Below are 25,105 nucleotides of genomic sequence, written 5' to 3'. Positions count from 1 at the left end.
AAGAAAAGTATTAATATCACGCATAAGAACGCCGGTTTTTTAGATGTGTTTGCTCGCACGAACATCATCCATCAAATCGGCGTTCTTGTTTCTGTCTTTCCCGTGATTCCGTGAAGAACCAAAAAAATGCCCCGCATTTGGGCGGGGCATTTTTATGCGCGAAGCTTACAGACCGTCGAGCATCGCTTTGTTACGCACAGCGCCCTTGTCGGCGCTGGTCGCCAACAACGCATACGCCTTCAACGCGGTGGTGACTTTGCGCGGACGCTTCTCCACCGGCTTCCAGCCTTTCTTGTCCTGCTCGACCCGGCGTGCCGCCAGTTCTTCATCGCTGATCAACAGGTTGATCGAACGGTTCGGGATGTCGATCAGCACCTTGTCGCCATCCTGCACCAAGCCAATCGCGCCACCGGCAGCCGCTTCTGGCGAAGCGTGGCCGATGGACAGGCCCGAAGTACCGCCAGAGAACCGACCGTCGGTCAGCAGGGCGCAGGCTTTGCCCAGGCCTTTGGATTTCAGGTAGGACGTCGGGTACAGCATCTCCTGCATACCCGGGCCGCCTTTCGGGCCTTCGTAGCGGATGATCACGATGTCGCCTTCCTTCACTTCGTCGGCGAGGATGCCGCGAACCGAGCTGTCCTGGCTCTCGTAGATCTTGGCGCGACCTTCGAAGACGTGGATGGATTCATCCACACCGGCGGTTTTCACCACGCAACCGTCGAGGGCGATGTTGCCGTACAGCACGGCCAGGCCGCCTTCCTGGGAGTAGGCGTGCTCGACACTGCGGATGCAGCCGTTTTCACGGTCGTCATCCAGGGTGTCCCAACGGGTCGACTGGCTGAACGCGGTTTGCGTCGGGATGCCCGCTGGGCCTGCCTTGAAGAAGTGAAGCACGGCTTCATCGTCAGTCTGGGTGATGTCCCATTTGGCGATGCCTTCGGCGAGCGTCTTGCTGTGCACGGTTGGCAGGTCGGTGTGCAGCAGGCCGCCACGGGCCAGGGAGCCGAGGATCGAGAAGATCCCGCCGGCGCGGTGCACGTCTTCCATGTGGTACTTCTGGATGTTCGGCGCGACTTTGCACAGCTGTGGCACGTGACGGGACAGACGGTCGATGTCGCGCAGGTCGAAATCGATCTCGGCTTCCTGGGCCGCAGCCAGCAAGTGCAGGATGGTATTGGTGGAACCGCCCATGGCGATGTCCAGGGTCATGGCGTTTTCGAACGCCTTGAAGTTAGCGATATTGCGCGGCAACACCGATTCATCGTTGTCATGGTAGTAACGCTTGCACAGCTCGACGATGGTGCGGCCGGCCTGCAGGAACAGTTGCTCGCGGTCGCTGTGGGTGGCCAGTGTCGAACCGTTGCCCGGCAAGGCCAGGCCCAAGGCTTCCACCAGGCAGTTCATCGAATTGGCGGTGAACATGCCGGAGCACGAACCGCACGTTGGGCAAGCGCTGCGCTCGTATTCCGCAACCTTCTCGTCAGAAGCGCTGGAATCGGCGGCGATCACCATGGCGTCGACCAGGTCGAGGCCGTGGGAGGCGAGCTTGGTCTTGCCGGCTTCCATCGGGCCGCCGGAAACGAAGATCACCGGGATGTTCAGGCGCAGGGAGGCCATCAGCATGCCGGGGGTGATCTTGTCACAGTTGGAGATGCACACGATGGCGTCGGCGCAGTGAGCGTTGACCATGTATTCCACGGAGTCGGCGATGATCTCGCGGCTCGGCAGGGAATACAGCATGCCGTCGTGGCCCATGGCGATGCCGTCGTCCACGGCGATGGTGTTGAATTCCTTGGCTACGCCGCCAGCGCGCTCGATCTCGCGGGCGACCAGTTGGCCCAGGTCCTTGAGGTGGACGTGGCCGGGTACGAACTGAGTGAATGAGTTGGCAATCGCGATGATCGGCTTCTTGAAGTCGTCATCTTTCATCCCCGTGGCACGCCACAGTGCGCGCGCGCCGGCCATGTTGCGGCCATGGGTGGATGTTTTCGAGCGGTAATCTGGCATGGAGCACTCCGGGCGGCTAATCGGTATCAAAGGGGAGTGAGCTTCTATTGACGTCTGGAACACTCAGAAAATGGCCGTGTGTCCAAAAGTTGCCACTCGCGTCGCGGGATCGCCGCTTGCTTGGGCCTTGAGCTCATAAACCCGCCGGGGGATGACTGGCGATGAATAGGCCGATTCTACACCGCTGGCGGCTGGAGGGAATGGCTGCAACCGTGAAGATGGCGGCTACGGGACGTGCGGGTGGCGCCGCACCCATGCGTTCAACGCCAGTGCGACGATGCTCAGAATTAGAAAGCACAGGCCAAGCGCAGTGCTTAGCTGGTGAGTAAAGGTGCTGATGAATGCACTGATAAGACCGCCGGCAATGAACAACACTGCTGCTACGGCTGATGCCGCCGTCCCCGCACTGTCTGGAAACAAGCTCATGGCCCTGGAGTTGGAAATGGGCCGGGTGATGGTCGTGCCCGCCGTGCAGAGCAGCATGGGCACCAGTACGGTCAGCGTTGATAAGCCGAACTGATAGGCCAGAAGTAGCATGACCAGCCCAGAAATCGCGATCAGCACCAGCCCTATGGCCATCTGAGTCGCAGCAGGCAGGCGTTTGTGCAGGAAGCCTGCACAGACGCCGCCCAATACGTAAGCGGCGCCATAGAGGAGTAAGGTCAGTGAGTACTCATGGGGTGACAGTTTCAGTTGGTCCATGAATATGAGCGGTGAAACAACGATGAACGAGAAGTGGCAGGCGAAGGTAATCGCGGAGATCGTGGCATAGCTGACGAAATGGCTGTTGGCGAAGACCTTGGTATAGGCCTTGAAAATACTGTATCGGCTCGCGGCTGTTTGAGGCATGCCGCCATGGAGTAACCGGTTAGCCATGATCAAGGATGCTGTACAGAGGGCTATGAACACGTAGAAGCTGGCTTGCCAGCCCCAATGCAGTTGCAGCCACGCGCCCAGCAGCGGCGAAATCGAAATGAAGATTCCTCCGGCCGTGACCATTGCTATGCGCAAACGCTCTTGTTCTCTGCCGAAAAAAAGGTCCTGCACCAACGCCTGGGACAATATGAAACCGCCGCAGCCCATGGCTTGGATGACGCGAAAGAACAGGAATTGGGGGGTGTTGCTGGCGGTCAAGCACCCGGCGGCACCGGTGATCGCCACGACCATGCTGGCCAGTAGCAGCTTCTTGCGGCCGATCTTGTCGGACAACGGGCCGATCAACAGCATTGAGCATGAAAAGCCAATGGCGAACAGGCTGACTGATCGGGCGATATGGGTTGTCGATGTGTGGAAGTGTTCCGCCAAAGCGGGAAAGGAAGGCAGCACGACGTCAAGAGGGAAGACGCCCAGCAGGGTCATGGTCATCAGCCAGAAAACAATGAATGGTTTTTCAGCGAGCGTGATAGCAGCCGACATGAGCGAGCCTCGATTCCGTGAGGAAGGGGAGAATCGAGCCTGTGGGGAGGAAAGTCAAAGTCTGGTGCGGGACGAAACTTCCTTAAAACCTGTAGGAACCCGGAAGTCCCTACAGGTCAATAGCATCAGCTATTGGGCAACAACCGGCACGTAATGCTCTTGATATACCGGGTCTCAACAATCGCCGGGTGCACCGGATGATCCGGGCCCTGGCCGCCGCGTTCCAGCATCTGGATATTGCGATCCAGGTGACGGGCGCTGGTCAGCAGGATGTTTTGCAGGTCGTCTTCCGGCAGGTGCATGGAGCACGAGGCGCTGACCAGGATGCCGTCCTTGCTGAGCAGGCGCATGGCTTGCTCGTTGAGGCGGCGGTAGGCGCCTTCGCCGTTTTTCATGTCTTTTTTGCGTTTGATGAAGGCCGGTGGGTCGGCGACGATCACGTCGAAGCGTTCTTCGCTGGCTTTCAGCTCTTTGAGGGCTTCGAACACGTCGCCTTCAATGCAAGTCATCTTCTCGGCAACACCGTTCAGCGCGGCGTTGCGCTCCACGCCGTCGAGGGCGAAGGCGGAGGCGTCGACGCAGAACACTTCACTGGCGCCGAAAGCCGCAGCTTGCACGCCCCAGCCGCCGATGTAGCTGTAGAGGTCGAGCACGCGCTTGCCTTTGGCGTACGGGGCCAGGCGGGCGCGGTTCATGCGGTGGTCGTAGAACCATCCGGTTTTCTGGCCCTGGATCACCGGGGCTTCGAATTTCACGCCGTTTTCTTCCAGGGCGACCCATTCAGGCACCAGACCGAATACGGTCTCGACGTAGCGGTTGAGGCCTTCGGCGTCGCGTGCGGCGGAGTCGTTCTTGAACAGAATGCCGCTCGGCTTGAGCACTTGGGTCAGCGCAGCGATCACGTCTTCCTTATGCGCTTCCATGGTCGCCGAAGCGATCTGCACCACCAGGATGTCGCCGAAACGGTCGACTACCAGGCCCGGCAGCAGGTCGGAATCGCCGTACACCAGGCGGTAGAACGGCTTGTCGAACAGGCGATCACGCAGTGACAGCGCCACGTTGATCCGGTGCACCAGCAGCGACTTGTCCAAAGGCAACTTGATGTCGCGCGACAGCAGGCGGGCGCAGATCAGGTTGTTCGGGCTCATGGCCACGATGCCCAGGGTCTTGCCGCCGGCTGCTTCCAGGATAGCCTGGTCGCCTGCCTGGAAGCCGTGAAGTGGGGTGGCCGCCACGTCGATTTCGTTGCTGTAGACCCACAGGTGGCCGTTGCGCAAACGGCGATCGGCATTGGGTTTGAGGCGCAGGCTTGGCAGGGACATGACGTCGCTCCGGAAAAAAGAGCGGGAGTATACCTTGTGTGGGAGCGGGCTTGCTCGCGAAAGCGGTGGGTCAGGCACTGGATCCGCCGACTGGTATACCGCTTTCGCGAGCCAGCCCGCTCCCACTTTTGATCCATTTTTAATCCGGGTTTTGATGTGTCGGTCAGCTTCCTATAAAGGTTAGAATCGCCCTCTAGCCCGGAGTATGTACTTATGTCCCAAGAGCTTTCCGCCGAACAGATCCAGCAGACCCTGCAAGGCATCAGCGTGCCGCCTCAACCGCAGATCATGGTGGATTTGCAGATGGAGCAGTACATGCCCGACCCGGACCTGGAGGTGATCGCGCGGTTGATCTCCCAGGACCCGGGCCTTTCCGGCGCGCTGCTGAAGATTGTCAATTCGTCCTATTACGGGCTGAGTAACAAGATCGCCTCGATTCAGCGCGCGGTGAACCTGCTGGGCAGCCGTTCGATCATCAACCTGATCAACGCCCTGTCGATCAAAGGCGAGATGAGCGACGACACCATCGTCACCCTCAACCGCTTCTGGGACACCGCCCAGGATGTGGCCATGACCTGCCTCACCCTGGCCAAGCGCACCGGCGCCCAGGCGGTCGACGAAGCCTATGCATTAGGGCTGTTCCACGATTGCGGCGTGCCGCTGATGCTCAAGCGCTTCCCCAATTACATGGCCGTGCTGGAGCAGGCCTACGCCAATGCGGGGCCCGATTGCCGTGTGGTCGACACCGAGAACAACGCGTTCAACACCAACCATGCGGTGGTGGGTTACTACACCGCCAAGTCCTGGCGCCTGCCGGAGCATGTGACCGACGCCATCGCCAATCACCACAACGCCTTGGCGATCTTCAGTGATGAGTCGTCGCGTAATCCGCAGCTTAAAAACTTGCTGGCGATCCTGAAAATGGCCGAGCACGTCTGCTCGTCCTGCCGCGTGCTGGGCAATCAGACCATCGACCATGAGTGGAATACTATCGGCCACCTGGTGCTGGACTACGTGGGGCTGTCGGACTACGACTTCGAGAGCATGAAGTTGTCGATCCGCGAGCTGGGCGCGCACTGACCCTTCCTTCACGAGGTACACATGCCCGAGTTACCAGAAGTCGAAACCACCCGGCGCGGCATTGCACCGCACCTGGAAGGCCAGCGCGTCAGCCGCGTGGTGGTGCGTGAACGGCGCTTGCGCTGGCCGATCCCGGAAGACCTTGATGTGCGCCTGTCCGGGCAGCGCATCGTGCTGGTGGAGCGGCGGGCCAAGTACCTGTTGATCAATGCCGAAGTGGGCACGTTGATTAGCCACCTGGGCATGTCGGGCAACCTGCGCCTGGTGGAAGTCGGCATGCCGGCCGCCAAGCATGAGCATGTGGATATCGAGCTCGAATCCGGCCTGGCCCTGCGATACACCGACCCGCGGCGTTTCGGCGCGATGCTTTGGAGCCAGGACCCGCACAATCATGAGCTGTTGATTCGCCTGGGGCCAGAGCCGCTGACGGACCTGTTTGATGGTGATCGCTTGTTTCAACTGTCCCGTGGACGGTCGATGGCGGTGAAACCGTTCATCATGGACAACGCGGTGGTGGTGGGTGTGGGCAATATTTACGCGACGGAAGCGCTGTTTGCGGCGGGCATTGATCCGCGTCGCGAGGCCGGAGGTATTTCGCGGGCGCGTTATCTGAAGTTGGCGATTGAAATCAAGCGCATCCTGGCCGCCGCTATCGCGCGCGGTGGTACGACGCTGCGGGACTTTATCGGCGGTGACGGGCAGCCGGGGTATTTCCAGCAGGAATTGTTCGTTTATGGCCGCAGCGGCGAGGCATGCAAGGTGTGCGGGACTGAGTTGCGCAATGTGGTGCTGGGGCAGCGGGCGAGTGTGTTTTGCCCTAAGTGTCAGCGCTGATTGATGTGCGAAGGCTGATGCAGCCTTCGCGGGCTTGCTCGCGAAGAGGCCCTTGCAGTCACTAAAGAGCCTCAGGCCTTACCGGTAATCTTCCGGTACTTCTCCATCAACTGCTCTTCCGTCTCCGGATGGGCCTCATCCAGCGGAATGCAATCTACCGGGCACACTTGCTGGCACTGAGGCTCGTCATAGTGGCCGACACACTGGGTGCACAGGTTAGGGTCGATCACGTAGATCTCCTCGCCTTGGGAAATCGCGGCGTTCGGGCACTCGGGTTCGCAGACGTCGCAGTTGATGCAATCGTCGGTGATGATCAGGGACATGGAAACTCCTGCCAGGGCTGTCAGCCAAGGCATCTGAAAACTAATGCGCGCAATTGTGCCGCATTGGCGCCCGCAGTGCGAGCAGGCGCCGATTAAGCGGTCTTACTTCTTGAAGCGCAGTGTCAGCGCATCGGCCACGGCCGGGTGCACGAACTTGGTGATATCGCCGCCCAAAGCGGCAATTTCACGGACCAACGTCGAGGAAATGAACGAATAACGTTCAGACGGCGTGAGGAACAGGCTTTCCACGTCCGGCGCCAATTGGCGGTTCATGTTAGCCAATTGGAATTCATATTCGAAGTCCGATACCGCGCGCAGGCCACGCAGGAACACATTGGCGTTCTGCTCTTTGGCGAAGTGCGCCAGCAGTGTGGCAAACCCCACCACTTCCACGTTGGGCAGGTGTTTGGTGACCTCACGCGCCAGCTCCACGCGCTGTTCCAGGGGAAACAGCGGGTTTTTCTTGGGGCTGGCCGCGACCGCGATGATTACATGGTCGAACAAGCGTGAGGCGCGTTCGACCAGATCGCCATGGCCTTTGGTAATCGGGTCGAAGGTACCTGGGTACAACACTCGGTTCATCGCGTCGTCCTGGCGGAGTCCGTTGGGGAACCGGATGGTATCGCAGCCATCCCGGTCGGCCAAGTCGACTTATGTAGATACATGCCGCTTATCGCGCGTTTTTTCATGCTGTTTTCAGACGTTCGGCCAAAGCCGTCGCCAGTTGCGCGGTCAAACCGTACACCGATAATTGTGGATTGGCCCCAATACTGGTGGGGAATAGCGAGCCATCGTGGATCGACAGGTTGCGCAGTTGGTGATGACGACCGAGGCTGTCGGCCACTGCGTTTTTCGGGTCTTCACCCATGGCACAACCGCCCATCACATGGGCGCTGCCCAGGCAGGTGCGGTGCAGTTCCAGGTTGAGCCCGTCGATCAGGCTGCGCGCTTCGGCCAGGGTTTTCACGTAGCGCGCGTCGTGGTGCAGCGGCTTGACCGACTTGGCGCCCGCCGCGAACTGGATTTCGGCCATGCTGTGGAACGCTCGGCGCAGGCCGTCCCAGGCGTAATCCGAGACCTGATAGTCAAGCACTGGCGTACCGTCGCCGCGCAATTCCACGCTGCCGCCCGGGCTGTCGGGGTGGAAGCCGTCGCGCAGCAACGCCAGCATCGCGTGGGTGTTGGGCAATTGGCTCATATCCAGAGCGTTCTGGGTGCCATAGCCGCCGAGTAGGGTGCTCGCCAGCGCAGGGTGTAAGGGTGGCGCTTCTAGCTTGTAGGACATTTTGCCAGTGGTGCCGTCCTGCCATTGGAAATGGTCGGAATAGATCGACTGGGGTGCGCCATAGAACGGGTTGATCATCTCATCGAATAGCGCTGCGGAGAAATTCACCAGATGCAGGAAGGTGCGCTTGCCCAACCGTGAATGCGGGTCCGGAGCATCCGAGCGCATCAGCAGCGCCGGGCTGTTGATACCACCGCCCGAGAGCACGTAATGCTTGGCTTTTACCGTGATCTTACGTCCGGTCGGCGCCACGCACAGGTCGTCCAGGGCCACGCATTCCAGGCTGCTGATGGTGTCGCCGTTGTAGACGAGGCGTTCGGCGCGTGCCAGGTAAAGCAGCTCGCCGCCCTGTTCCAGGGTGGAGGGAATGGTGGTCACCAGCATCGACTGCTTGGCGTTGACCGGGCAGCCCATGCCGCAATACCCGAGGTTGAAACAGCCACGCACATTGCGCGGGATCACATGCCAGCTGTAACCGAGCTTTTCGCAACCTTTGCGGATCACATCATTGTTCGGGTTGGGCGGCAGGGCCCAGGGCGCTATGCCCAGGCGTTGTTCCATCTTTTCAAACCACGGCGCCATCTCGGCGCTGCTATGACCCTTCACCACATATTCGCTGGCCCAATGGGCGAGTGTGGCGTCCGGGGTGCGAAAGCTCGACGTCCAGTTGATCAGTGTGGTGCCACCTACCGCCCGACCCTGCAGGATGGTGATCGCACCATCCTTGCTCATGCGGCCGATGCCCTCCTGGTACAGGCTGGTGTAGGCCTCGTCCTCGAGCAGCTTGAAATCGCTGCTGGTCTTGAGCGGGCCTTCTTCGATCAGCAGCACTTTGTAGCCGGCAGCGCTGAGGATTTCTGCGGTGGTACCGCCACCTGCGCCGCTGCCGATGATCGCCACATCGGCTTCCAGGGTCAGGTCGCTGTCGAGGGCGGCGCCGTTATGGGTTTTCCAACCACGGGCCATGCCGTCGCGGAACAGATCAGGTACGGGCATAGAAGTGCACTCTTGTTGTTATAGATATCACTGGCTACGACGTTGCGGTCCCACATTTTTGAGTGGGTTATCAGGGTCAGATCTTGGGCGGGCCCGGATAGCCGCAGTGGGCCCAGGACGCCGGCTGGAAGTACCAGGCCATGATCACCAGCTTGAGCAGCGAGCCCTGGCCCATGCGCAGCAGGTTCAGGTAGCTGTTTTCCCAGCGGTGCAAAAAGTTGCGAATCTGTTCGCCGCTGGCGTTTTCCCAGCTGCCCCAGATCCCGGTCAACGGCCCACGGGTAATGCCCATGCCCAGCACGTCGAACAGTTGTTGGGTGAGCTTGAACATCTCCGGCGACAGGCGCTGCAGGCTGAAGTCGAGCTTCTTAAGCGTGTCTTCAATCCCGCGGGTGACTTCCTGGGCGCTGGCGACGCCTTCGAGCAGCACTGGGATGACTGCGCGCAAGAAGGGCAAGTCACTGCTGCGCAACATGGCAAAGCCGCTGGCCGGCGTGCTGCTGGAGCAACCGCTGAGGCTGGCGCCGAGCCCGGCGGTGGCCAGGAAGGCACTGGCGCACAAGCCGATTTTCAAGACGCCGCGCCGTGAAAGCGCAGGTGAATCAGTCAGGCTAGGGTTCATTGTTGTTGTTATCCCGTGGGTGGCGGTATCAGCGAACGAACAGCTTCTGGATCAACGTCTGGATGGATTTGCCGTAGGGTGGGTAGATCAACTTCGCCGCGTTCAGGCGTTGTTTCACCAACACACCCTTGGCTTTGCTGAAGGTAAGAAAACCTTCGTGACCGTGGTAATGGCCCATGCCCGAGGGGCCGATGCCGCCGAACGGCATATCGTCCTGGGCCACGTGCAGCAAGGTGTCGTTCAGGCACACGCCACCGGAATGGGTTTCGTGGAGCACGCGGTTTTGCTCGCTTTTGTTGTAGCCGAAGTAATACAGGGCCAGTGGGCGAGGGCGCTTGTTGATGTAGGCAAAGGCTTGGTCGATGCCGCGATACGGCACGATCGGTAGCACCGGGCCGAAGATTTCGTCCTGCATCACGGTCATGTCGTCGCTGACATTCAACAACAGGCTGTGAGCCATGCGCCGCGCCTGGCCCTGGTCGTACAGCGGGATCAGGGTGGCGCCCTTGTCGGTGGCGTCTTTCACGTAGGCATTGAGCCGGGCCAGTTGTCGCTCGTTGATGATGGCGGTGTAGTCCGGGTTGTTGGCCAGGGTCGGATAAAACCCGCGAATGGCCTGGGTGTAGGCCTCGACAAAACCGTCGACACGATCTTCCGGCACCAGCACGTAGTCGGGTGCCACGCAGGTCTGGCCGGCGTTCAACGCTTTACCGAAGGCAATGCGCTCGGCAGCATCCTTGAGCGGTACATCAGCGGACACGATGGCCGGCGACTTGCCGCCCAACTCCAGCGTGACCGGCGTGAGGTGTTCGGCCGCCGCACGCATTACATGCTTGCCGATGCTGGTGGCGCCGGTAAACAACAGGTGGTCGAAGGGCAGCTTGGAGAACGCCATGCCTACTTCGGCTTCACCCAGCACCACGCACACCAAATCCTCCGGGAAGACCTTTGCCAGGAGCGCCTTGAGCAGTTCGCCGGTGGCGGGGGTAGATTCGCTGAGCTTGAGCATCACCCGGTTGCCCGCCGCCAACGCGCCGACCAGCGGACCGATGGCCAAGTACAGCGGGTAATTCCAGGGCACGATCACCCCGACAACGCCCAAGGGCTGGTAGATAACTTTAGCCGAAGCCGGTTGGAAGGCAATGCCTACAGCTCGCCGGGACGGTTTCATCCAGCCCTTCAGGTGTTTGCTGGCATAGTGAATGCCATGCAGGCTGGGCATCAGTTCGGCGAACAGGGTTTCGTCGGCGCTGCGGTGGCTGAAGTCCTGGCTAATCGCGTTGATCAACGCCTCGCGCTCGTCGCTGAGCAAATCACGCAGAGCCTTCAGCCATTGTTGGCGCTGTGCGGCCGGTGGCATTGGGTTGGCGGCGTAGGCGCAGCGTTGCGCATCGAACAGGGTCTGGAGTTGATCCAGCACCTGGGAATCTTGCAAGTAGGCAACGTTGGCAGACATGGCGGCGTTCCCGATTGTTATAGGTCTGCCTGAGTTTTTAGAGTCATTACTCTAAATTGTCAAATAACATCGCAGCAACATGCACATTTATCCTGGCAAGGATAGGCCGTAAGATGCCCCATCACGTGTACAGAAGCTGATCCCCTATGGCACCACGAGTAAAGACCAGCGAGCGCATTGTGCAAACCAGCCTGGAGCTTTTTAACCAGCAGGGCGAGCGCAGTGTGAGCACCAACCACATCGCCGCCCATATGGAAATTTCTCCGGGCAACCTGTACTACCACTTCCCCAACAAGCAGGCGATCATCGCCGTACTGTTTCGCGAATACGAAGCCCTGGTGGACAGTTTCCTGCGCCCGCCTCAAGGTCGTGCCATGGCCGTGGCGGACAAGCGCTTCTACCTGCAAGCCGTATTGGCCGGCATGTGGCGTTATCGTTTCCTGCACCGCGACCTCGAACACCTATTGGAAAGCGATCCAGAACTGGCCACCGGCTATCGGCGTTTTTCCCAGCGCTGCCTGATCCAGGGCGGCGCGATTTACCAGGGGTTTGTCGATGCCGGCATTCTGAATATGGACCCGGTGCAAACCGAGGCGCTGACCCTCAATGCGTGGATTATCCTGACCTCCTGGGTGCGTTTTTTGTGCACGACCAACGAAAATTCCACCCACTTGAGCGCCGAGGCCATCAAGCGCGGGGTGTATCAGGTGTTGGTGCTGGAGGCTGGGTTTGTCACGCCCCAGGCGAAAGAGGCCGTGGACGCCTTATTCAAAGAGTTTTACGTGCCGTTGAATCAGGCATTGGAAGAAGTGAAGTAGGACCTTTCTCGAATCTATTCATAGGAGGCCGTCATGCCGCTTGCCCAACTGATCAGTCCCCAGCAACTGGCCGAGCGCCAGAAGGCTGGCGGGTTGGTGATCCTGGATTGCCGCTTTGCCCTGGAAGACCCGAACTACGGGCGCTGCAGCTACGCCGAAGGGCATATCGAGGGCGCGCAGTATGCTGACTTGGAACGTCATATGAGCGGGCCGGTGACCAAGGGTGTGACCGGGCGTCATCCGTTGCCGGCAGCGCAGACGTTCGCTCGGCAATTACGGGCTTGGGGCATCAGCGCTGACACCGATGTGGTGCTGTATGACGACGGTCCTGGCGCCTACGCCGCGCGGGCATGGTGGCTGTTGGTTTGGTTGGGCAAGCGTGATGGCGTGTTTATTCTGAATGGCGGCCTCAAGGCATGGCATGCCGCGGGTTTCGCGTTGAGCCTGGATACGCCGGTCGTTGAAGCTGGCACTTTCGCGGGGACGCCGGACAATCGCCTGCTGCTCGATGCCGAACACCTGCAAAAACGCCTGGGCCAGCCGGGATTGACGCTGATCGATGCGCGCGCTCAACCGCGTTTTCGCGGCGAAGTGGAGCCTATCGATCCGATTGCCGGGCATATCCCTGGGGCGCAATGCGCGGCGTTTAACGAAAACCTGGGCAGCGACGGTCGCTTCCTGCCGGCAGATCAGCTTAAGCAGCGCTTTGCTGCCCAACTCCGGGGGCGCTCGCCGGATGAGCTGGTGGCGTATTGCGGTTCAGGCGTGACGGCCTGCCACAACCTGTTTGCGTTGAGCCTGGCGGGTTATCCCTTGGGTAAGTTGTATGCGGGGTCTTGGAGTGAGTGGATTACTGATCCGCAGCGGGAAGTCGCTACCGGCGACTGAGTTGTCCGGCGAGCAAGCCCACACATGTTTAACCGTGTTGTGTCAGTAACCACTGGGGAATCCGGCGCTCCAGGTAGTAACCGGGGCGTTTGAGCGAGCCCTCAACAAACCCAACATGCCCACCCTTGTCCGTCAGCTCAAACTCAGTGCAGTCCGACAGCTCGCTGGCCTCTGGCAGGCTATGGGCAAACACAAACGGATCATCCGCCGCCTGGATAATCAGGGTCGGCGTGCGGATACTGGCCAGGTAATAACGACTCGATGCGCGGCGGTAATAATCCTCCGCACTCAGGTAGCCGTGCAGCGGCGCGGTCACGCGGCCATCGAAGTCCCAGAACGTGCGCATCTTCTCCAGTGAGCCGAGGGACTCCAGGGTTTTAAGCCCGTCAGCCCGACCATCCTGTAGAAAACGGCTTTGCTTGACGCGGATATACGCGAGCATTTCACGCATGAAGTGTTTTTGATAAATCCGCGAAAAGCCCAGGCCGATCCGGTCCGCACACTGATCCAGGCGAAACGGCACCGACACCGCCGCCGCGCCTTGTAGCCCCGACGCCTTTCCGGTTTCGCCCAAATGCTTGAGTAGCACATTGCCGCCCAGGGAATAACCCACCGCGTACAACGGCGCCAAAGGCCGCTTGGCGCGCAGATGAGCAACCGCTGCGACCAGGTCTTCGCTGGCGCCGGAGTGGTAACTGCGTGCCAGCAGGTTGGGTTCACCCGAGCAACCGCGCCAATTCAGCGCCACGCTGGCCCAGCCTTGGACGGCGAGGGCTTTTTGCAAGCCCGCTACGTAGGGTGAGTTGGACGAACCTGTCAGCCCGTGCAGCACCAGCACCAGAGGTGCTTGCGTGTCATGAGGCCCGTGCCAGTCGAGGTCGAGGAAGTCGCCGTCGTCCAGCCACAGGCGTTCGCGTTGGCGCTCGATATGAGTGGTGGGGCGGCACAGCGGCCCCCATAGCGTTTGCAAGTGGGGGTTGCCGAGGCCGAAGGCGGGGGTGAATTTTTCAGTGAAAGGCTTCATGAGGGTCCCGCTCACCACAGGTTTAGGCGGCGGTTTCGACCACGCGGTGCCACAACGCGTAATACACCCGACCGGACTTCTGCTCCCGGTGCAGGCGCCACGCGCCCGGCAAGCCCAGTGTCGACGGCGCAGTCTCACTTTCGGTGTAGACCCACGCATCCGGCGCCAGCCATTGGCGTTCTTCCAGCAGCGCACACACGGTCGGCAGCAGGTTCTGGTTGAACGGCGGGTCGAGGAACACCACGTCGTACTCGCTGGCGGCTTGGGTTTCCAGGTAGCGCAGCGCGTCGGCGGTTTGCACCTGGCCGTTGGTGCAACGCAGGGTGCCCAAGTGTTCCTTGAGGCTGGAGACGGCCACATTGCTGGCGTCCAGTGCCTGCGCCTGGGCGGCACCACGGGACAGCGCCTCCAGGAACAGCGCGCCGCTGCCCGCGAACGGGTCCAGCACCTTGGCCCCTGCGATGTAAGGTGCGAGCCAGTTGAACAGGGTTTCGCGCACGCGATCTGGCGTCGGGCGCAGGCCTACGACGTCGGGGAAGCTCAGCTTGCGGCTGCCCCATTCGCCGCCAATGATGCGCAGCTGGCCCACACCGTTATGCACGTTGTGGACAGGTTTTTTCGGGCGAGATGAACTGGCCATTAATGCTCCGGAACCCCGAGCGGCTGCTCGGCGGGTTTATCAGTGGGGGGCGGTAGTGGCTTTTGCGCAATCGTCGGGCCGGCGGTCACGATGACCATCTTGTCCGCGCTCAAGTGTTTGTTCATTGCAGCCTTGACCTGTTCTACGGTCAGGGCCTGGGATTGTTTCATGAAATCTTCCAGATAGCTCAGCGGCAGGTTGTAGAAACCCATCGCGCCCAGCTGCCCGACGATATCGGCGTTGCTTGCGGTAGACAGCGGGAAGCTGCCAGCCAGCTCACGCTTGGCGTCATCCAGTTCTTTTTGCGTCGGGCCGGTCTTGAGGTAGTCGGCGACCACATCCTCAACCAGACGCAGGGTGCCGCCGCTCATTTCGGCGCGGGTCTGCAGATTGATCATGAACGGTCCGCGCACCTGCATCGGCGAGAAACCGGAGTACACGCCGTAGGTCAGGCCGCGCTTTTCACGCACTTCACTCATCAAGCGAGTGCCGAAACCACCGCCGCCGAGGATCTGGTTGCCCAAGGACAAGGCTGCGTAGTCCGGGTCGGCGCGGTCGATCCCCAGTTGCGCGAACAGCAGGTGAGTCTGCTTGGACGGGAACTCGATACGGGTCAGGCCGGGCTTGGGCTCGGTGGGCTGGGCGATTTTTGCCAGGGCCGGGCCTTTGGGCAGCGATGAGGAAATCTTGGCCGTCATGGCTTCAGCTTCGGCGCGGGTCATGTCGCCGACTACGGCAATCACCGCGTTGCCCGCTGCATAAGCCTTGGCGTGGAACGCCTGCAACTGCGCCAGGGTAATCTTCGGAACGCTTTGCGGCGTGCCTTCGCTTGGGTGAGCGTAAGGGTGGTCACCGTACAAGCGCTTGAACAGCTCGAGGCTCGCCAGCTTGCCGGGGTTTTGCTTCTGGTACTCAAAGCCGGCCAGGATCTGGTTCTTGATCCGCGCCAGGGAATCGGCCGGGAAAGTTGGCTTGCCGATCACTTGATCAAACAGGGTCAAGGCGGCGTCGCGTTTGTCGCTGTCACTCAGGCTGCGCAGGGAAACCAGCGCCATGTCGCGAAATGCGCCGTTGCCAAAGTCCGCGCCGAGGCCTTCAAAGTCGCGGGCAATCTGGCTCACGTCCTTGCCCGGCACGCCTTCGTTGAGCATGGCGTTGGTCATCAGCGCCAGGCCAGGCACGTCGCCGTCCTGGCTGCTGCCAGCGGCGAACAGGATGCGCACGTCGAACATCGGCAGTTCGTGGGCTTCGACGAACAGCACTTTGGCGCCTTCGGCGGTATTCCAGGTCTGCACGTCGAGCTTGCGGTTGGTCGGCGCCTTGCCGTCCAGTTCCGTCAGGGATTGCAGTGTATTGCCCGATTGGGCTTTTTCCAGCGCTGGGCTCGCAACCGATTCAGTCGGACGCATGAAGTACACGGCGCCGGCGGCGATTAAGGTGACAGCGATCAGGCCGGGAAAGATCAGGCGGCTGTTTTTGCGATCACTCATGAGCGGTCTCCTGGGGCAGGACATGGGCGACGCTGAGACGTTCGCGGGTGAAATAGGTGCGCGCGGCTTTCTGGATATCTTCCGGGGTCACGCTTTGCAGGTCGGCCAGTTCGGTGTCCATCAGCTTCCAGGACAAACCGACGGTTTCCAGCGCGCCAATGGCCGTAGCCTGGCTGGTGATGGAATCACGCTGGTAGACCAGGCCGGCAATGACTTGGGCTCGGATGCGTTCCAGTTCTTCGGCGGTCGGTGGTTTGGCTTTCAGCTCTTCCAGCAGGCGCCACAGGCCGGCCTCGGCTTGGGCCACGGTTTTCTTTTTCTGCTGGTTGGGAGTGGCGGTCAGCATGAACAGGGTATCGCCACGGGTGTAGGCGTCGTAGTGGGTAGAGGCAGCGGAGACCAGTTCCTCACCGCGTTCCAACTGCTCGGAGATACGCGCGCTGTAGCCGCCGTCCAGCAAGGCCGAGATCAGGCGCAGGGCTTGTACCGAGCGTTTGTCTTCGGCGGTGGCCAGCCCAGGTACGTTGAAACCCAGGATCACGCTCGGCAGTTGAGTCTGCACATGCAGGGTCAGCAGGCGTTCGCCCGGCTCGGCCAGTTCCATCGGGATCTTGGCCGGTGGTACGTCACGCTTGGGGATCGGGCCAAAGTAGCGCTTGGCAAGGTTTTTTACCTCGTCCGGGGTGACGTCGCCGACCACCACCAGGGTCGCGTTGTTCGGCACGTACCAGGATTGGTACCAGTGGCGCAGCTCTTCGACCTTCATGCGGTCCAGGTCGGCCATCCAGCCGATGGTCGGCGTGTGATAACCGCTGGCCGGGAAGGCCATGGCCTTGAAGCGCTCATAGGCCTTGGACATCGGATTATCATCGGTGCGCAGACGGCGCTCTTCCTTGATCACCTCGATCTCGCGGCTGAACTCGTCGGCCGGCAGGCGCAGGCTGGCCATGCGGTCGGCCTCCAGCTCGAAGGCCACACCCAGGCGGTCACGCGCCAGCACTTGGTAGTAGGCGGTGTAGTCATCGCTGGTGAACGCGTTTTCTTCGGCGCCGAGGTCGCGCAGGATCAGCGAGGCTTCGCCGGGGCCGACTTTGGCGCTGCCCTTGAACATCATGTGCTCCAGGGCGTGGGACAAACCGGTCTGGCCCGGGGTTTCGTAGCTCGAACCGACCTTGTACCACACCTGGGAAACCACCACTGGCGCGCGATGATCTTCGCGCACGACCACCTTGAGGCCGTTATCCAGGGTGAACTCATGGGTGGGTTGTGGGTCGGCAGCCAAGGCTGACAGAGGCAGACAAACTGTACCGAACAGCAGGCCTGCGGCGCGGCGGGCTAGAGCATTCATTCGTTTTTAAACCTGTTGGGCTGACCGCTTGGTCTTAGCGTCGGCGGGCGAGGAGGTTAGGGCGTGTCATTCATCATTACCAGTGGCACTGGTAATGATGAATGACACGCCCTAGGATACTGATCCGACTTAAGGACGGCCACTGCGGCGGTCCTGTTGAGGCCCTATTTAGGCCTTACAAAATGTTGCGCATGAACGAGCTGGCTAAAAAACAGTCTGTTACGCATCAAATTTTATTTACCGAAGCGCCCCTTGGCGCGTCGCTACCTTGAGATAGCCGTCTCCATGTTTGGTTCCAACGACGACAAGAAGACCCCAGCTGCGGCTGGCGAGAAGAAAGGCCTGTTCGGATGGCTGCGCAAAAAGCCGCAGGAAACCGTCGTCGAACAGCCGCAGGTTCAAGCTGAACCGATCCCTGACCCTATAGTAGAAGCCGAACCGGTCGCCGAAACGCCAGCGCCGGTGGTGTTGCCGATGGCTGAACCGGTGTTGCAGCCGGTGGCAGAGGGTGAGCCAGGGCCAGAGCCAGAGCACAAGCCGTGGCCTGAGTTGCCGGTGGCCGAAGAGCCTGTGGCGTTGGTTGAAGATGTGCAGGCCGAGCATGTGGCACCGCCGATTCCGGCTGTGGCTGCGCCGGTTGACATCGTGGTCGAAGCGCCGCCCGTCGTTGAAGTGCCTGCGCCAACGGTGGTCGAATCCCCGCCTGCCGCCGTCGAGCCCGAGCCTGTCGCTGACACTGCGCAAACCAGCAAAGCTGGCTTCTTCACCCGCCTCAAGCAAGGCCTGAGCAAAACCAGCGCCAGCATCGGCGAAGGCATGGCCAGCCTGTTCCTCGGCAAAAAAGTCATTGATGACGAACTGCTGGAAGACATCGAAACCCGTCTGCTCACCGCCGACGTGGGCGTCGAAGCTACTGCCGTAATCATCCAGAGCCTGACCCAGAAGGTAGCGCGCAAGCAGCTGACCGACGCCGACGCGCTCTACAAATCCCTGCAGGCAGAGCTGGCCGCCATGCTCAAACCGGTGGAAGCGCCGCTGGTGATCACCCCGAACAAGCCGTTCGTGATCCTGGTGGTGGGCGTCAACGGCGCCGGCAAGACCACCACCATTGGTAAATTGGCCAAGAAACTTCAGTCGGAAGGCAAGAAAGTCATGCTGGCCGCGGGCGATACCTTCCGTGCTGCCGCGGTTGAGCAGTTGCAGGTCTGGGGCGAGCGCAACAAGATCCCGGTCATCGCCCAGCACACCGGCGCCGATTCCGCCTCGGTTATCTTCGATGCCGTGCAAGCCGCCAAGGCGCGCAACATCGACGTGCTGATCGCCGATACCGCCGGTCGCCTGCACACCAAAGACAATTTGATGGAAGAACTGAAGAAAGTGCGCCGCGTGATCGGCAAGCTGGATGCAGACGCGCCGCACGAAGTGCTGCTGGTGCTCGACGCCGGTACCGGCCAGAACGCCATCAGCCAGGCCAAACAATTCAACCAGACGGTGCAACTGACCGGCCTGGCATTGACTAAGCTCGACGGCACGGCCAAGGGCGGTGTGATTTTCGCCCTGGCTAAACAGTTCGGGCTGCCGATTCGTTACATCGGCGTTGGTGAAGGCATCGACGACCTGCGCACCTTTGAAGCCGAACCCTTTGTACAGGCGCTGTTTGCCGAGCGGGAGCGTTCATGATTCGATTCGAACAGGTCGGTAAACGCTATGCCAACGGGCATGTCGGCTTGCATGAGCTGAGCTTTCGAGTGCGTCGCGGCGAATTCTTGTTTGTCACCGGCCATTCCGGTGCAGGCAAAAGTACCTTGCTGCGCCTGCTGCTGGCCATGGAGCGCCCAACCACCGGCAAACTGCTGCTGGCGGGTCAGGATCTGGCAACTATCAGCAATGCGCAGATTCCCTTCCTGCGCCGCCAGATCGGCGTGGTGTTCCAGAACCACCAGTTACTGTTCGATCGCACGGTGTTCAATAACATCGCGCTGCCGTTGCAGATCCTCGGGCTGTCCAAGGCCGAGATCGTCAAGCGCGTGGACTCGGCCCTTGAGCGCGTGGCGCTGTCTGACAAGACTGATCTCTACCCCGGCGACCTGTCCACCGGCCAGCAACAGCGTGTCGGCATCGCCCGCGCCATCGTGCATCGCCCGGCCTTGCTGCTGGCTGATGAACCCACCGGTAACCTCGACCCGCGACTGGCGGCCGAGATCATGGGGGTATTCGAAGACATCAACCGCCTGGGCACCAGCGTGCTGATCGCCAGCCACGACCTCGCGCTGATCGCGCGCATGCGCCATCGCATGCTGACCCTGCAACGCGGCCGCCTGATCGGTGACGGGGAGGCCGGCGTATGAGTGCAACACGCAGCCCTAAAGTCTCCGAGCGCGTGGCGCCGAAACCGGCCGACCCGCAACCGCAGAAGAAGAAAAAACACGACGAAGACGACGGCCCGGACTTCAGCACCTTGCTGCGAGCCTGGATTGAAAGCCATCGCGCCAGCCTGCTCGACAGCCTGCGTCGCCTGGGCAAGCAGCCGATCGGCAGTTTTTTCACCTGCCTGGTGATGGCTGTGGCGTTGAGCCTGCCGATGGGTTTGTCGTTGCTGCTCAATAATGTCGAGCGCCTGGGCGGTTCCTGGCAGCGCGCGGCGCAAATTTCCCTGTACTTGAACATCGACGCCAGCGCCAAAGACGGCGAGTCCCTGCGCGATGACATCAAGAATATGCCCGGCGTGGCGGAGGCTGAGTACATCAGCCGTGATCAGGCTCTTGAAGAGTTCCAGCAACAATCCGGCCTGGGCGAGGCGCTCAAGGAGCTGCCGCAGAACCCGCTGCCGGGCGTGGTTCTGGTAACACCGAACGAAGTCGATAAGCCGACGCTGGAAGCCCTGCGACAAAAACTCGCAGAGATGCCCAAGGTGCAACAGGCGCAACTTGATCTAGTCTGGGTTGAGCGGCTGGCGGCGATTCTGAAGCTGGGCGACCGGTTTGTGTTCGGGCTGACGGTGCTGTTGGTGTCTGCATTACTTTTGGTGATAGGTAATACCATTCGTCTTCATATTGAAAACCGTCGCATCGAGATAGAAGTGATTAAACTGGTCGGCGGCACGGACAGCTATGTGCGTCGTCCTTTTCTGTACATGGGCGCGCTTTATGGCTTCGGTGCCGGGATTTTGTCCTGGGGGGTGCTGGCGTTTGGCCTTGACTGGCTGAACGACGCGGTTGTCGGGCTTGCCGGACTTTATGGCAGTGATTTCGCCTTGGCCGGTGTGCCGGTCGCCGATGGTCTGAGCCTCTTGCTTGGCGCAGTACTGTTGGGGTATATCGGTGCCTGGATTGCGGTTGCACGGCATTTACGTGAGTTGGCACCGAAGTAGTTAATGCCAGATTAATGTGGTTACGTTGTATTGACCGTATCAGTGGTTTAGGGAACTTGTCCTACGGTTCCCGGTCAATTTTCGCAGTGCTGAACTGCACGAGTTATGTGAGTCGGAGGTTTTTTCGTATGACCACTTCTTTGCAACCTGCTTATGCCTTGGTGCCAGGTGCGAACCTGGAAGCCTATGTGCACACGGTGAACAGCATTCCATTGCTGACGCCTGAGCAGGAGCGTGAACTGGCCGAGAGTCTCTACTATGAGCAGGATTTGGGGGCGGCTCGGCAGATGGTGCTCGCCCACCTGCGTTTTGTCGTACATATCGCCCGTAGCTATAGCGGCTACGGCCTGGCCCAGGCTGACCTGATCCAGGAAGGCAACGTTGGCCTGATGAAGGCGGTCAAGCGCTTCAACCCTGAAATGGGTGTGCGCCTGGTGTCGTTTGCCGTCCACTGGATCAAGGCGGAAATCCACGAGTTCATCCTGCGCAACTGGCGCATTGTGAAAGTCGCGACCACCAAGGCCCAGCGCAAGCTGTTCTTCAACCTGCGCAGCCAGAAGAAACGCCTGGCGTGGCTGAATAACGAGGAAGTCCACCGTGTGGCCGAAAGCCTCGGCGTGGAGCCGCGTGAAGTGCGCGAGATGGAAAGCCGCCTGACCGGCCATGACATGGCCTTCGACCCGGCCGCCGAAGCGGACGACGACAGCGCCTTCCAATCGCCGGCCAACTACCTGGAAGATCACCGGTACGACCCGGCGCGTCAATTGGAGGATGCGGACTGGAGCGACAACTCCAACCACAACCTGCACGAAGCGTTGGAAGTGCTGGACGACCGCAGCCGTGACATCCTCTACCAGCGCTGGCTGGCGGAAGAAAAAGCCACGCTGCACGACCTGGCACAGAAGTACAACGTGTCGGCTGAGCGGATTCGTCAGCTTGAGAAAAGCGCGATGAATAAGCTGAAGTTGTCGATCGCCGCCTAAAACGCTGCGAAAAGCCAAAAAAATGCCCCGATCGAGAGATCGGGGCATTTTTGTTTGCATCTATTAACTGACCGTAGCCGCTGTCGAGAGAGGTTGGGTCAGTCGGACCAAGGCGCCTTGCGGGAGTTATTCAACTCAACCAGATAACCATCCCCACCCAACTGGCCCATCTGCTGCCGAATCCACGCCGCGCGCCTTGCCACATACGCCGTCGGATGGCTGGCACTCCAGACCCGAGGGTTAGGCAGTACGGCGGCCAAATAGCTGGCCTGTTGCCGAGAAAGCCCCTTGGCACTTACCCCAAAGTGATGCCGCGCTGCCGCTTCTGCGCCAAACACCCCTTCATCCCACTCAACGCTGTTGAGGTACACCTCAAGAATCCGCTGCTTGGGCCACAACACCTCGATCAGCCCGGTAAACCAAACCTCCAGGCCTTTGCGTAAATAACTGCGGCCGGCCCACAGGAACAGGTTTTTCGACACCTGCTGGCTCAACGTGCTGGCGCCGCGTATCGAACCGCCGCGCTCGTTGTGCTGGATCGCCGCCTGGATTGCGCCGAAATCAAAACCCCAGTGCTGCGGGAAGTGCTGGTCTTCACCGGCAATCACCGCCATTTTGAGGTCATCGGAGATCTCGTCCCACGGCACCCAGCTGCGCTGCAGGTCGATGGGCTCACCGTCAAGCCACGATTCGACCTTGCGCTCCACCATCAGCGCAGTGAAGGGCGGCGGGACGAAGCGAAACAGCAGGACCAACAGCACACTGCCGATGGCGAGCCATTTGACGACGTTGAGAAAGCGTTTGAAGAGGACACGCAGCATAGAGATGGCTTGGCCGAACCCGTTGAGCGGGCCATTATACAGACCCTGCCCGATGAGTCTGACTGGAGTTCCTCATGCTGCGTAGCTTTCTGATGCTGGCTGCCTTTTTCGGCTTCACCGGTGTCGCCCTTGGCGCCTTCGCCGCCCACGGCCTGAAGAACCGCCTGAGTGCCGAATACCTGGCGATCTTCCATACCGGTGTGACCTACCAACTGGTGCACACCCTGGCCCTGTTTGGCGTGGCACTGTTGGCCGCGCACATTCCTGGCCGGCTGGTCACCTGGGCGGGTATCTCCTTTGCCGTCGGCATCCTGCTGTTCTCCGGCAGCCTGTATGTGCTGACGATGACCGGTATCAGCAAGCTCGGCATCATCACGCCATTTGGTGGCCTGGCCTTTCTGCTCGGCTGGTTCTTTCTGGGGCTGGCGGCGTGGCGCTTGCAGCTTTAGACCGCTTGACGCTTGAAGCTGACCTTCAGGTCCCAATCGCGCTAGAATGCTGGCCCCTAAAAACGATGGCGGCCCCTGGCATGCGCATTCAGTTGAACGGCGAGTCCCTTGAACTGCCCGACGGTGAAACCGTTGCGGCCCTACTGACCCGTCTGGACCTGACCGGGCGTCGCGTCGCAGTGGAGCTCAACCTGGATATCGTCCCGCGTAGCCAGCACGCCGAGACCGCGCTCACCGACGGTGACCAGGTCGAAGTGGTCCACGCCATCGGCGGCGGCTAGTCGCGCAGCTTGCTGAATTCTGCAGAACCTCACCCCATTTCGAGGATTTCCCATGAGCATCGTTCGTAGCGACAAGCCCTTCGTCCTGGCCGGTCGTACCTACCAGTCCCGCCTGTTAGTGGGTACCGGCAAGTACCGCGACATGGAAGAGACCCGCCTGGCCATTGAAGCCTCGGGCGCCGAGATCGTCACCTTCGCCGTGCGCCGCACCAACCTCGGCCAGATCGAAGGCGAGCCGAACCTGCTCGAAGTGCTGTCGCCGGATCGCTACACCTTTTTGCCGAACACCGCCGGGTGCTACGACGCCATTGAAGCCGTGCGCACCTGCCGCCTGGCCCGTGAGCTGCTCGACGGCCATAATCTGGTGAAGCTGGAAGTGCTGGCCGACCAGAAAACCCTGTTTCCCAACGTGATCGAGACCCTCAAGGCCGCTGAAACGCTGGTCAAGGAAGGCTTCGACGTGATGGTCTACACCAGCGATGACCCGATCATCGCGCGCCAACTGGCCGAAATCGGCTGTATCGCCGTGATGCCGCTGGCCGGTCTGATCGGTTCCGGTCTGGGTATCTGCAATCCGTACAACCTGCAGATCATCCTTGAAGAAGCCAAGATTCCCGTGCTGGTCGACGCGGGCGTGGGCACTGCCTCCGACGCTACCATCGCCATGGAACTGGGCTGCGACGCAGTGCTGATGAACTCGGCCATCGCCCATGCCCAACAGCCAATCATGATGGCTGAAGCCATGAAACACGCCATCGTCGCGGGCCGCCTGGCGTACCTCGCCGGTCGCATGCCGAAAAAACTCTACGCCAGCGCCTCCTCGCCGCTGGATGGTCTGATCAAGTAAGAGCCATTGATGACTGAATCAAACGAAACGCCGAACACTCTGGACGACGCCGACGAGTCCAAGCACCGCCGCATCAAGAGTTTTGTGATGCGCGCCGGTCGCATGACCGAAGGCCAGCAAAAGGGCCTGGAGCAAGGCGCACCCTTGTTTGTGCTGCCCCTGGCCGACGCACCGGTGGATTACGACCAGGTGTTCGGCCGTTCGGCCCCGCGTTCCCTGGAAATCGGCTTCGGCATGGGCCACTCCCTGCTGGAAATGGCGGCAGCCTCGCCAGAACAGGATTTCATCGGTGTTGAAGTGCATCGCCCAGGTGTTGGCGCGTTGCTCAACGGCGTATTGACCCAAGGGTTGACCAACCTGCGGGTCTACGACTGCGACGCGATCGAAGTGCTCAACCGCTGCATCGCCGACAACAGCCTTGATCGGCTGATGCTGTTCTTCCCGGATCCTTGGCATAAATCCCGTCACCACAAGCGCCGTATCGTCCAGGCTTCCTTCGCGGAGCTGGTACGCAGCAAGCTCAAGGTCGGCGGCATCTTGCACATGGCCACCGACTGGGAACCGTACGCGGAATACATGCTGGAAGTCATGAACGTGGCCCCCGGCTACCGCAACCTGGCCGAAGACGGCAAATGCGTGCCACGCCCGGCTGAGCGCCCGATCACCAAGTTCGAACGTCGCGGCGAGCGATTGGGGCATGGGGTGTGGGATTTGAAGTTCGAAAAAATCGACTGAGTAGCACACGGTCAAAACTGTGGGAGCTGGCTTGTCGGATCGCGGCACCGCTGCGATGCAGACACCTCGG

Annotated in this window: 25 protein-coding genes; 12 read left to right on the top strand and 13 right to left on the bottom strand. The window is 60.5% G+C overall.

Going from position 1 to position 25,105, the window contains the following annotated elements; all coding sequences use genetic code 11:
• Positions 1 to 165 precede the first annotated feature (165 nt).
• The 3 genes from ilvD to AACY52_RS19325 form a co-directional block, all read right to left on the bottom strand.
• Positions 166 to 2,007 (bottom strand): dihydroxy-acid dehydratase, encoded by a 1,842-nt coding sequence (ilvD, locus tag AACY52_RS19335; RefSeq protein ID WP_339415237.1) that lies wholly within the window; start codon positions 2,005 to 2,007, stop codon positions 166 to 168.
• 225 nt (positions 2,008 to 2,232) lie between these two features.
• On the bottom strand, positions 2,233 to 3,423 hold the full coding sequence (locus tag AACY52_RS19330) for an MFS transporter (protein ID WP_339560714.1): 1,191 nt from the start codon (positions 3,421 to 3,423) through the stop codon (positions 2,233 to 2,235).
• Between the two features lie 125 nt (positions 3,424 to 3,548).
• A complete protein-coding gene (locus AACY52_RS19325) occupies positions 3,549 to 4,745 on the bottom strand; it encodes a class I SAM-dependent rRNA methyltransferase (protein ID WP_049711083.1) in 1,197 nt (398 codons plus the stop codon).
• A gap of 267 nt (positions 4,746 to 5,012) precedes the next feature.
• Between AACY52_RS19325 and AACY52_RS19320 the strand changes: the two genes are divergently transcribed.
• Positions 5,013 to 5,825 carry an HDOD domain-containing protein gene (locus tag AACY52_RS19320; protein ID WP_339415455.1) on the top strand — a complete coding sequence of 271 codons (813 nt, stop codon included), beginning with the start codon at positions 5,013 to 5,015 and terminating at the stop codon, positions 5,823 to 5,825.
• A 21-nt stretch (positions 5,826 to 5,846) separates the two neighbouring features.
• Positions 5,847 to 6,659, top strand: a complete 813-nt coding sequence (mutM, locus tag AACY52_RS19315) for a bifunctional DNA-formamidopyrimidine glycosylase/DNA-(apurinic or apyrimidinic site) lyase (RefSeq protein ID WP_339560713.1) — start codon at positions 5,847 to 5,849, stop codon at positions 6,657 to 6,659.
• Positions 6,660 to 6,730: 71 nt separating this feature from the next.
• Here mutM and AACY52_RS19310 read toward each other — a convergent pair whose 3' ends face one another.
• From AACY52_RS19310 to AACY52_RS19290, 5 genes are all read right to left on the bottom strand, one after another.
• Entirely contained in the window at positions 6,731 to 6,982 is a 252-nt protein-coding gene (locus tag AACY52_RS19310; RefSeq protein WP_003195146.1) for a YfhL family 4Fe-4S dicluster ferredoxin, read from the bottom strand.
• Between the two features lie 102 nt (positions 6,983 to 7,084).
• The gene (coaD, locus tag AACY52_RS19305) at positions 7,085 to 7,564 is read right to left on the bottom strand and encodes a pantetheine-phosphate adenylyltransferase (RefSeq protein WP_049711086.1); all 480 of its coding nucleotides are present in this window, start codon (positions 7,562 to 7,564) and stop codon (positions 7,085 to 7,087) included.
• A 103-nt stretch (positions 7,565 to 7,667) separates the two neighbouring features.
• Complete coding sequence (locus tag AACY52_RS19300) at positions 7,668 to 9,263, bottom strand: GMC family oxidoreductase (RefSeq protein WP_339560712.1); 1,596 nt, start codon at positions 9,261 to 9,263, stop codon at positions 7,668 to 7,670.
• 76 nt (positions 9,264 to 9,339) lie between these two features.
• Positions 9,340 to 9,885 carry a twin-arginine translocation pathway signal protein gene (locus tag AACY52_RS19295; protein ID WP_339415241.1) on the bottom strand — a complete coding sequence of 182 codons (546 nt, stop codon included), beginning with the start codon at positions 9,883 to 9,885 and terminating at the stop codon, positions 9,340 to 9,342.
• A gap of 28 nt (positions 9,886 to 9,913) precedes the next feature.
• On the bottom strand, positions 9,914 to 11,341 hold the full coding sequence (locus AACY52_RS19290; RefSeq protein ID WP_339560711.1) for a coniferyl aldehyde dehydrogenase: 1,428 nt from the start codon (positions 11,339 to 11,341) through the stop codon (positions 9,914 to 9,916).
• Positions 11,342 to 11,487: 146 nt separating this feature from the next.
• On the opposite strand from AACY52_RS19290, the gene AACY52_RS19285 reads away from it, so the two are divergent.
• Positions 11,488 to 12,159 (top strand): TetR/AcrR family transcriptional regulator, encoded by a 672-nt coding sequence (locus AACY52_RS19285; protein WP_339436152.1) that lies wholly within the window; start codon positions 11,488 to 11,490, stop codon positions 12,157 to 12,159.
• 33 nt (positions 12,160 to 12,192) lie between these two features.
• Entirely contained in the window at positions 12,193 to 13,047 is an 855-nt protein-coding gene (locus tag AACY52_RS19280) for a sulfurtransferase (RefSeq protein WP_339415243.1), read from the top strand.
• 28 nt (positions 13,048 to 13,075) lie between these two features.
• On the opposite strand, the gene AACY52_RS19275 is transcribed toward AACY52_RS19280, so the two are convergent.
• The 4 genes from AACY52_RS19275 to AACY52_RS19260 are packed head-to-tail and all read right to left on the bottom strand — an operon-like array spanning position 13,076 to position 17,549.
• Positions 13,076 to 14,071 (bottom strand): hydrolase, encoded by a 996-nt coding sequence (locus AACY52_RS19275; RefSeq protein WP_339415244.1) that lies wholly within the window; start codon positions 14,069 to 14,071, stop codon positions 13,076 to 13,078.
• A gap of 22 nt (positions 14,072 to 14,093) precedes the next feature.
• Entirely contained in the window at positions 14,094 to 14,711 is a 618-nt protein-coding gene (gene rsmD / locus AACY52_RS19270) for a 16S rRNA (guanine(966)-N(2))-methyltransferase RsmD (protein WP_339415245.1), read from the bottom strand.
• On the bottom strand, positions 14,711 to 16,201 hold the full coding sequence (locus AACY52_RS19265) for a pitrilysin family protein (protein ID WP_339415246.1): 1,491 nt from the start codon (positions 16,199 to 16,201) through the stop codon (positions 14,711 to 14,713). Before AACY52_RS19265 ends, rsmD begins: the two co-directional genes overlap by 1 nt.
• Complete coding sequence (locus tag AACY52_RS19260) at positions 16,194 to 17,549, bottom strand: pitrilysin family protein (protein ID WP_339415247.1); 1,356 nt, start codon at positions 17,547 to 17,549, stop codon at positions 16,194 to 16,196. Before AACY52_RS19260 ends, AACY52_RS19265 begins: the two co-directional genes overlap by 8 nt.
• Before the next feature lie 285 nt (positions 17,550 to 17,834).
• Between AACY52_RS19260 and ftsY the strand changes: the two genes are divergently transcribed.
• The 4 genes from ftsY to rpoH all read left to right on the top strand — a co-directional run bounded on the left by ftsY (position 17,835) and on the right by rpoH (position 21,902).
• On the top strand, positions 17,835 to 19,229 hold the full coding sequence (gene ftsY / locus AACY52_RS19255; protein WP_339427692.1) for a signal recognition particle-docking protein FtsY: 1,395 nt from the start codon (positions 17,835 to 17,837) through the stop codon (positions 19,227 to 19,229).
• Complete coding sequence (gene ftsE / locus AACY52_RS19250; RefSeq protein ID WP_003213784.1) at positions 19,226 to 19,897, top strand: cell division ATP-binding protein FtsE; 672 nt, start codon at positions 19,226 to 19,228, stop codon at positions 19,895 to 19,897. Before ftsY ends, ftsE begins: the two co-directional genes overlap by 4 nt.
• The gene (ftsX, locus tag AACY52_RS19245) at positions 19,894 to 20,919 is read left to right on the top strand and encodes a permease-like cell division protein FtsX (RefSeq protein ID WP_339415248.1); all 1,026 of its coding nucleotides are present in this window, start codon (positions 19,894 to 19,896) and stop codon (positions 20,917 to 20,919) included. Before ftsE ends, ftsX begins: the two co-directional genes overlap by 4 nt.
• Positions 20,920 to 21,047: 128 nt before the next feature.
• Positions 21,048 to 21,902: an RNA polymerase sigma factor RpoH gene (gene rpoH, locus AACY52_RS19240; RefSeq protein ID WP_003176698.1), complete on the top strand. Its 855-nt coding sequence runs from the start codon at positions 21,048 to 21,050 to the stop codon at positions 21,900 to 21,902.
• Between the two features lie 98 nt (positions 21,903 to 22,000).
• Here rpoH and mtgA read toward each other — a convergent pair whose 3' ends face one another.
• Positions 22,001 to 22,723, bottom strand: a complete 723-nt coding sequence (mtgA, locus tag AACY52_RS19235) for a monofunctional biosynthetic peptidoglycan transglycosylase (RefSeq protein ID WP_339415249.1) — start codon at positions 22,721 to 22,723, stop codon at positions 22,001 to 22,003.
• A 74-nt stretch (positions 22,724 to 22,797) separates the two neighbouring features.
• Between mtgA and AACY52_RS19230 the strand changes: the two genes are divergently transcribed.
• From AACY52_RS19230 to trmB, 4 genes are all read left to right on the top strand, one after another.
• A complete protein-coding gene (locus AACY52_RS19230) occupies positions 22,798 to 23,172 on the top strand; it encodes a DUF423 domain-containing protein (RefSeq protein WP_339415250.1) in 375 nt (124 codons plus the stop codon).
• 80 nt (positions 23,173 to 23,252) lie between these two features.
• Positions 23,253 to 23,453, top strand: a complete 201-nt coding sequence (gene thiS, locus AACY52_RS19225; protein ID WP_163003275.1) for a sulfur carrier protein ThiS — start codon at positions 23,253 to 23,255, stop codon at positions 23,451 to 23,453.
• Between the two features lie 52 nt (positions 23,454 to 23,505).
• Positions 23,506 to 24,300 carry a thiazole synthase gene (locus tag AACY52_RS19220; protein WP_032884143.1) on the top strand — a complete coding sequence of 265 codons (795 nt, stop codon included), beginning with the start codon at positions 23,506 to 23,508 and terminating at the stop codon, positions 24,298 to 24,300.
• A 9-nt stretch (positions 24,301 to 24,309) separates the two neighbouring features.
• Entirely contained in the window at positions 24,310 to 25,035 is a 726-nt protein-coding gene (trmB, locus tag AACY52_RS19215; protein ID WP_339415251.1) for a tRNA (guanosine(46)-N7)-methyltransferase TrmB, read from the top strand.
• Positions 25,036 to 25,105: the final 70 nt, after the last annotated feature.

The organism is Pseudomonas sp. EA_65y_Pfl1_P113 (genome assembly GCF_963970525.1).
Taxonomy (GTDB): Bacteria; Pseudomonadota; Gammaproteobacteria; order Pseudomonadales; family Pseudomonadaceae; genus Aquipseudomonas; species Aquipseudomonas tritici.
This window is presented reverse-complemented; position numbering and strand designations above follow the sequence as displayed.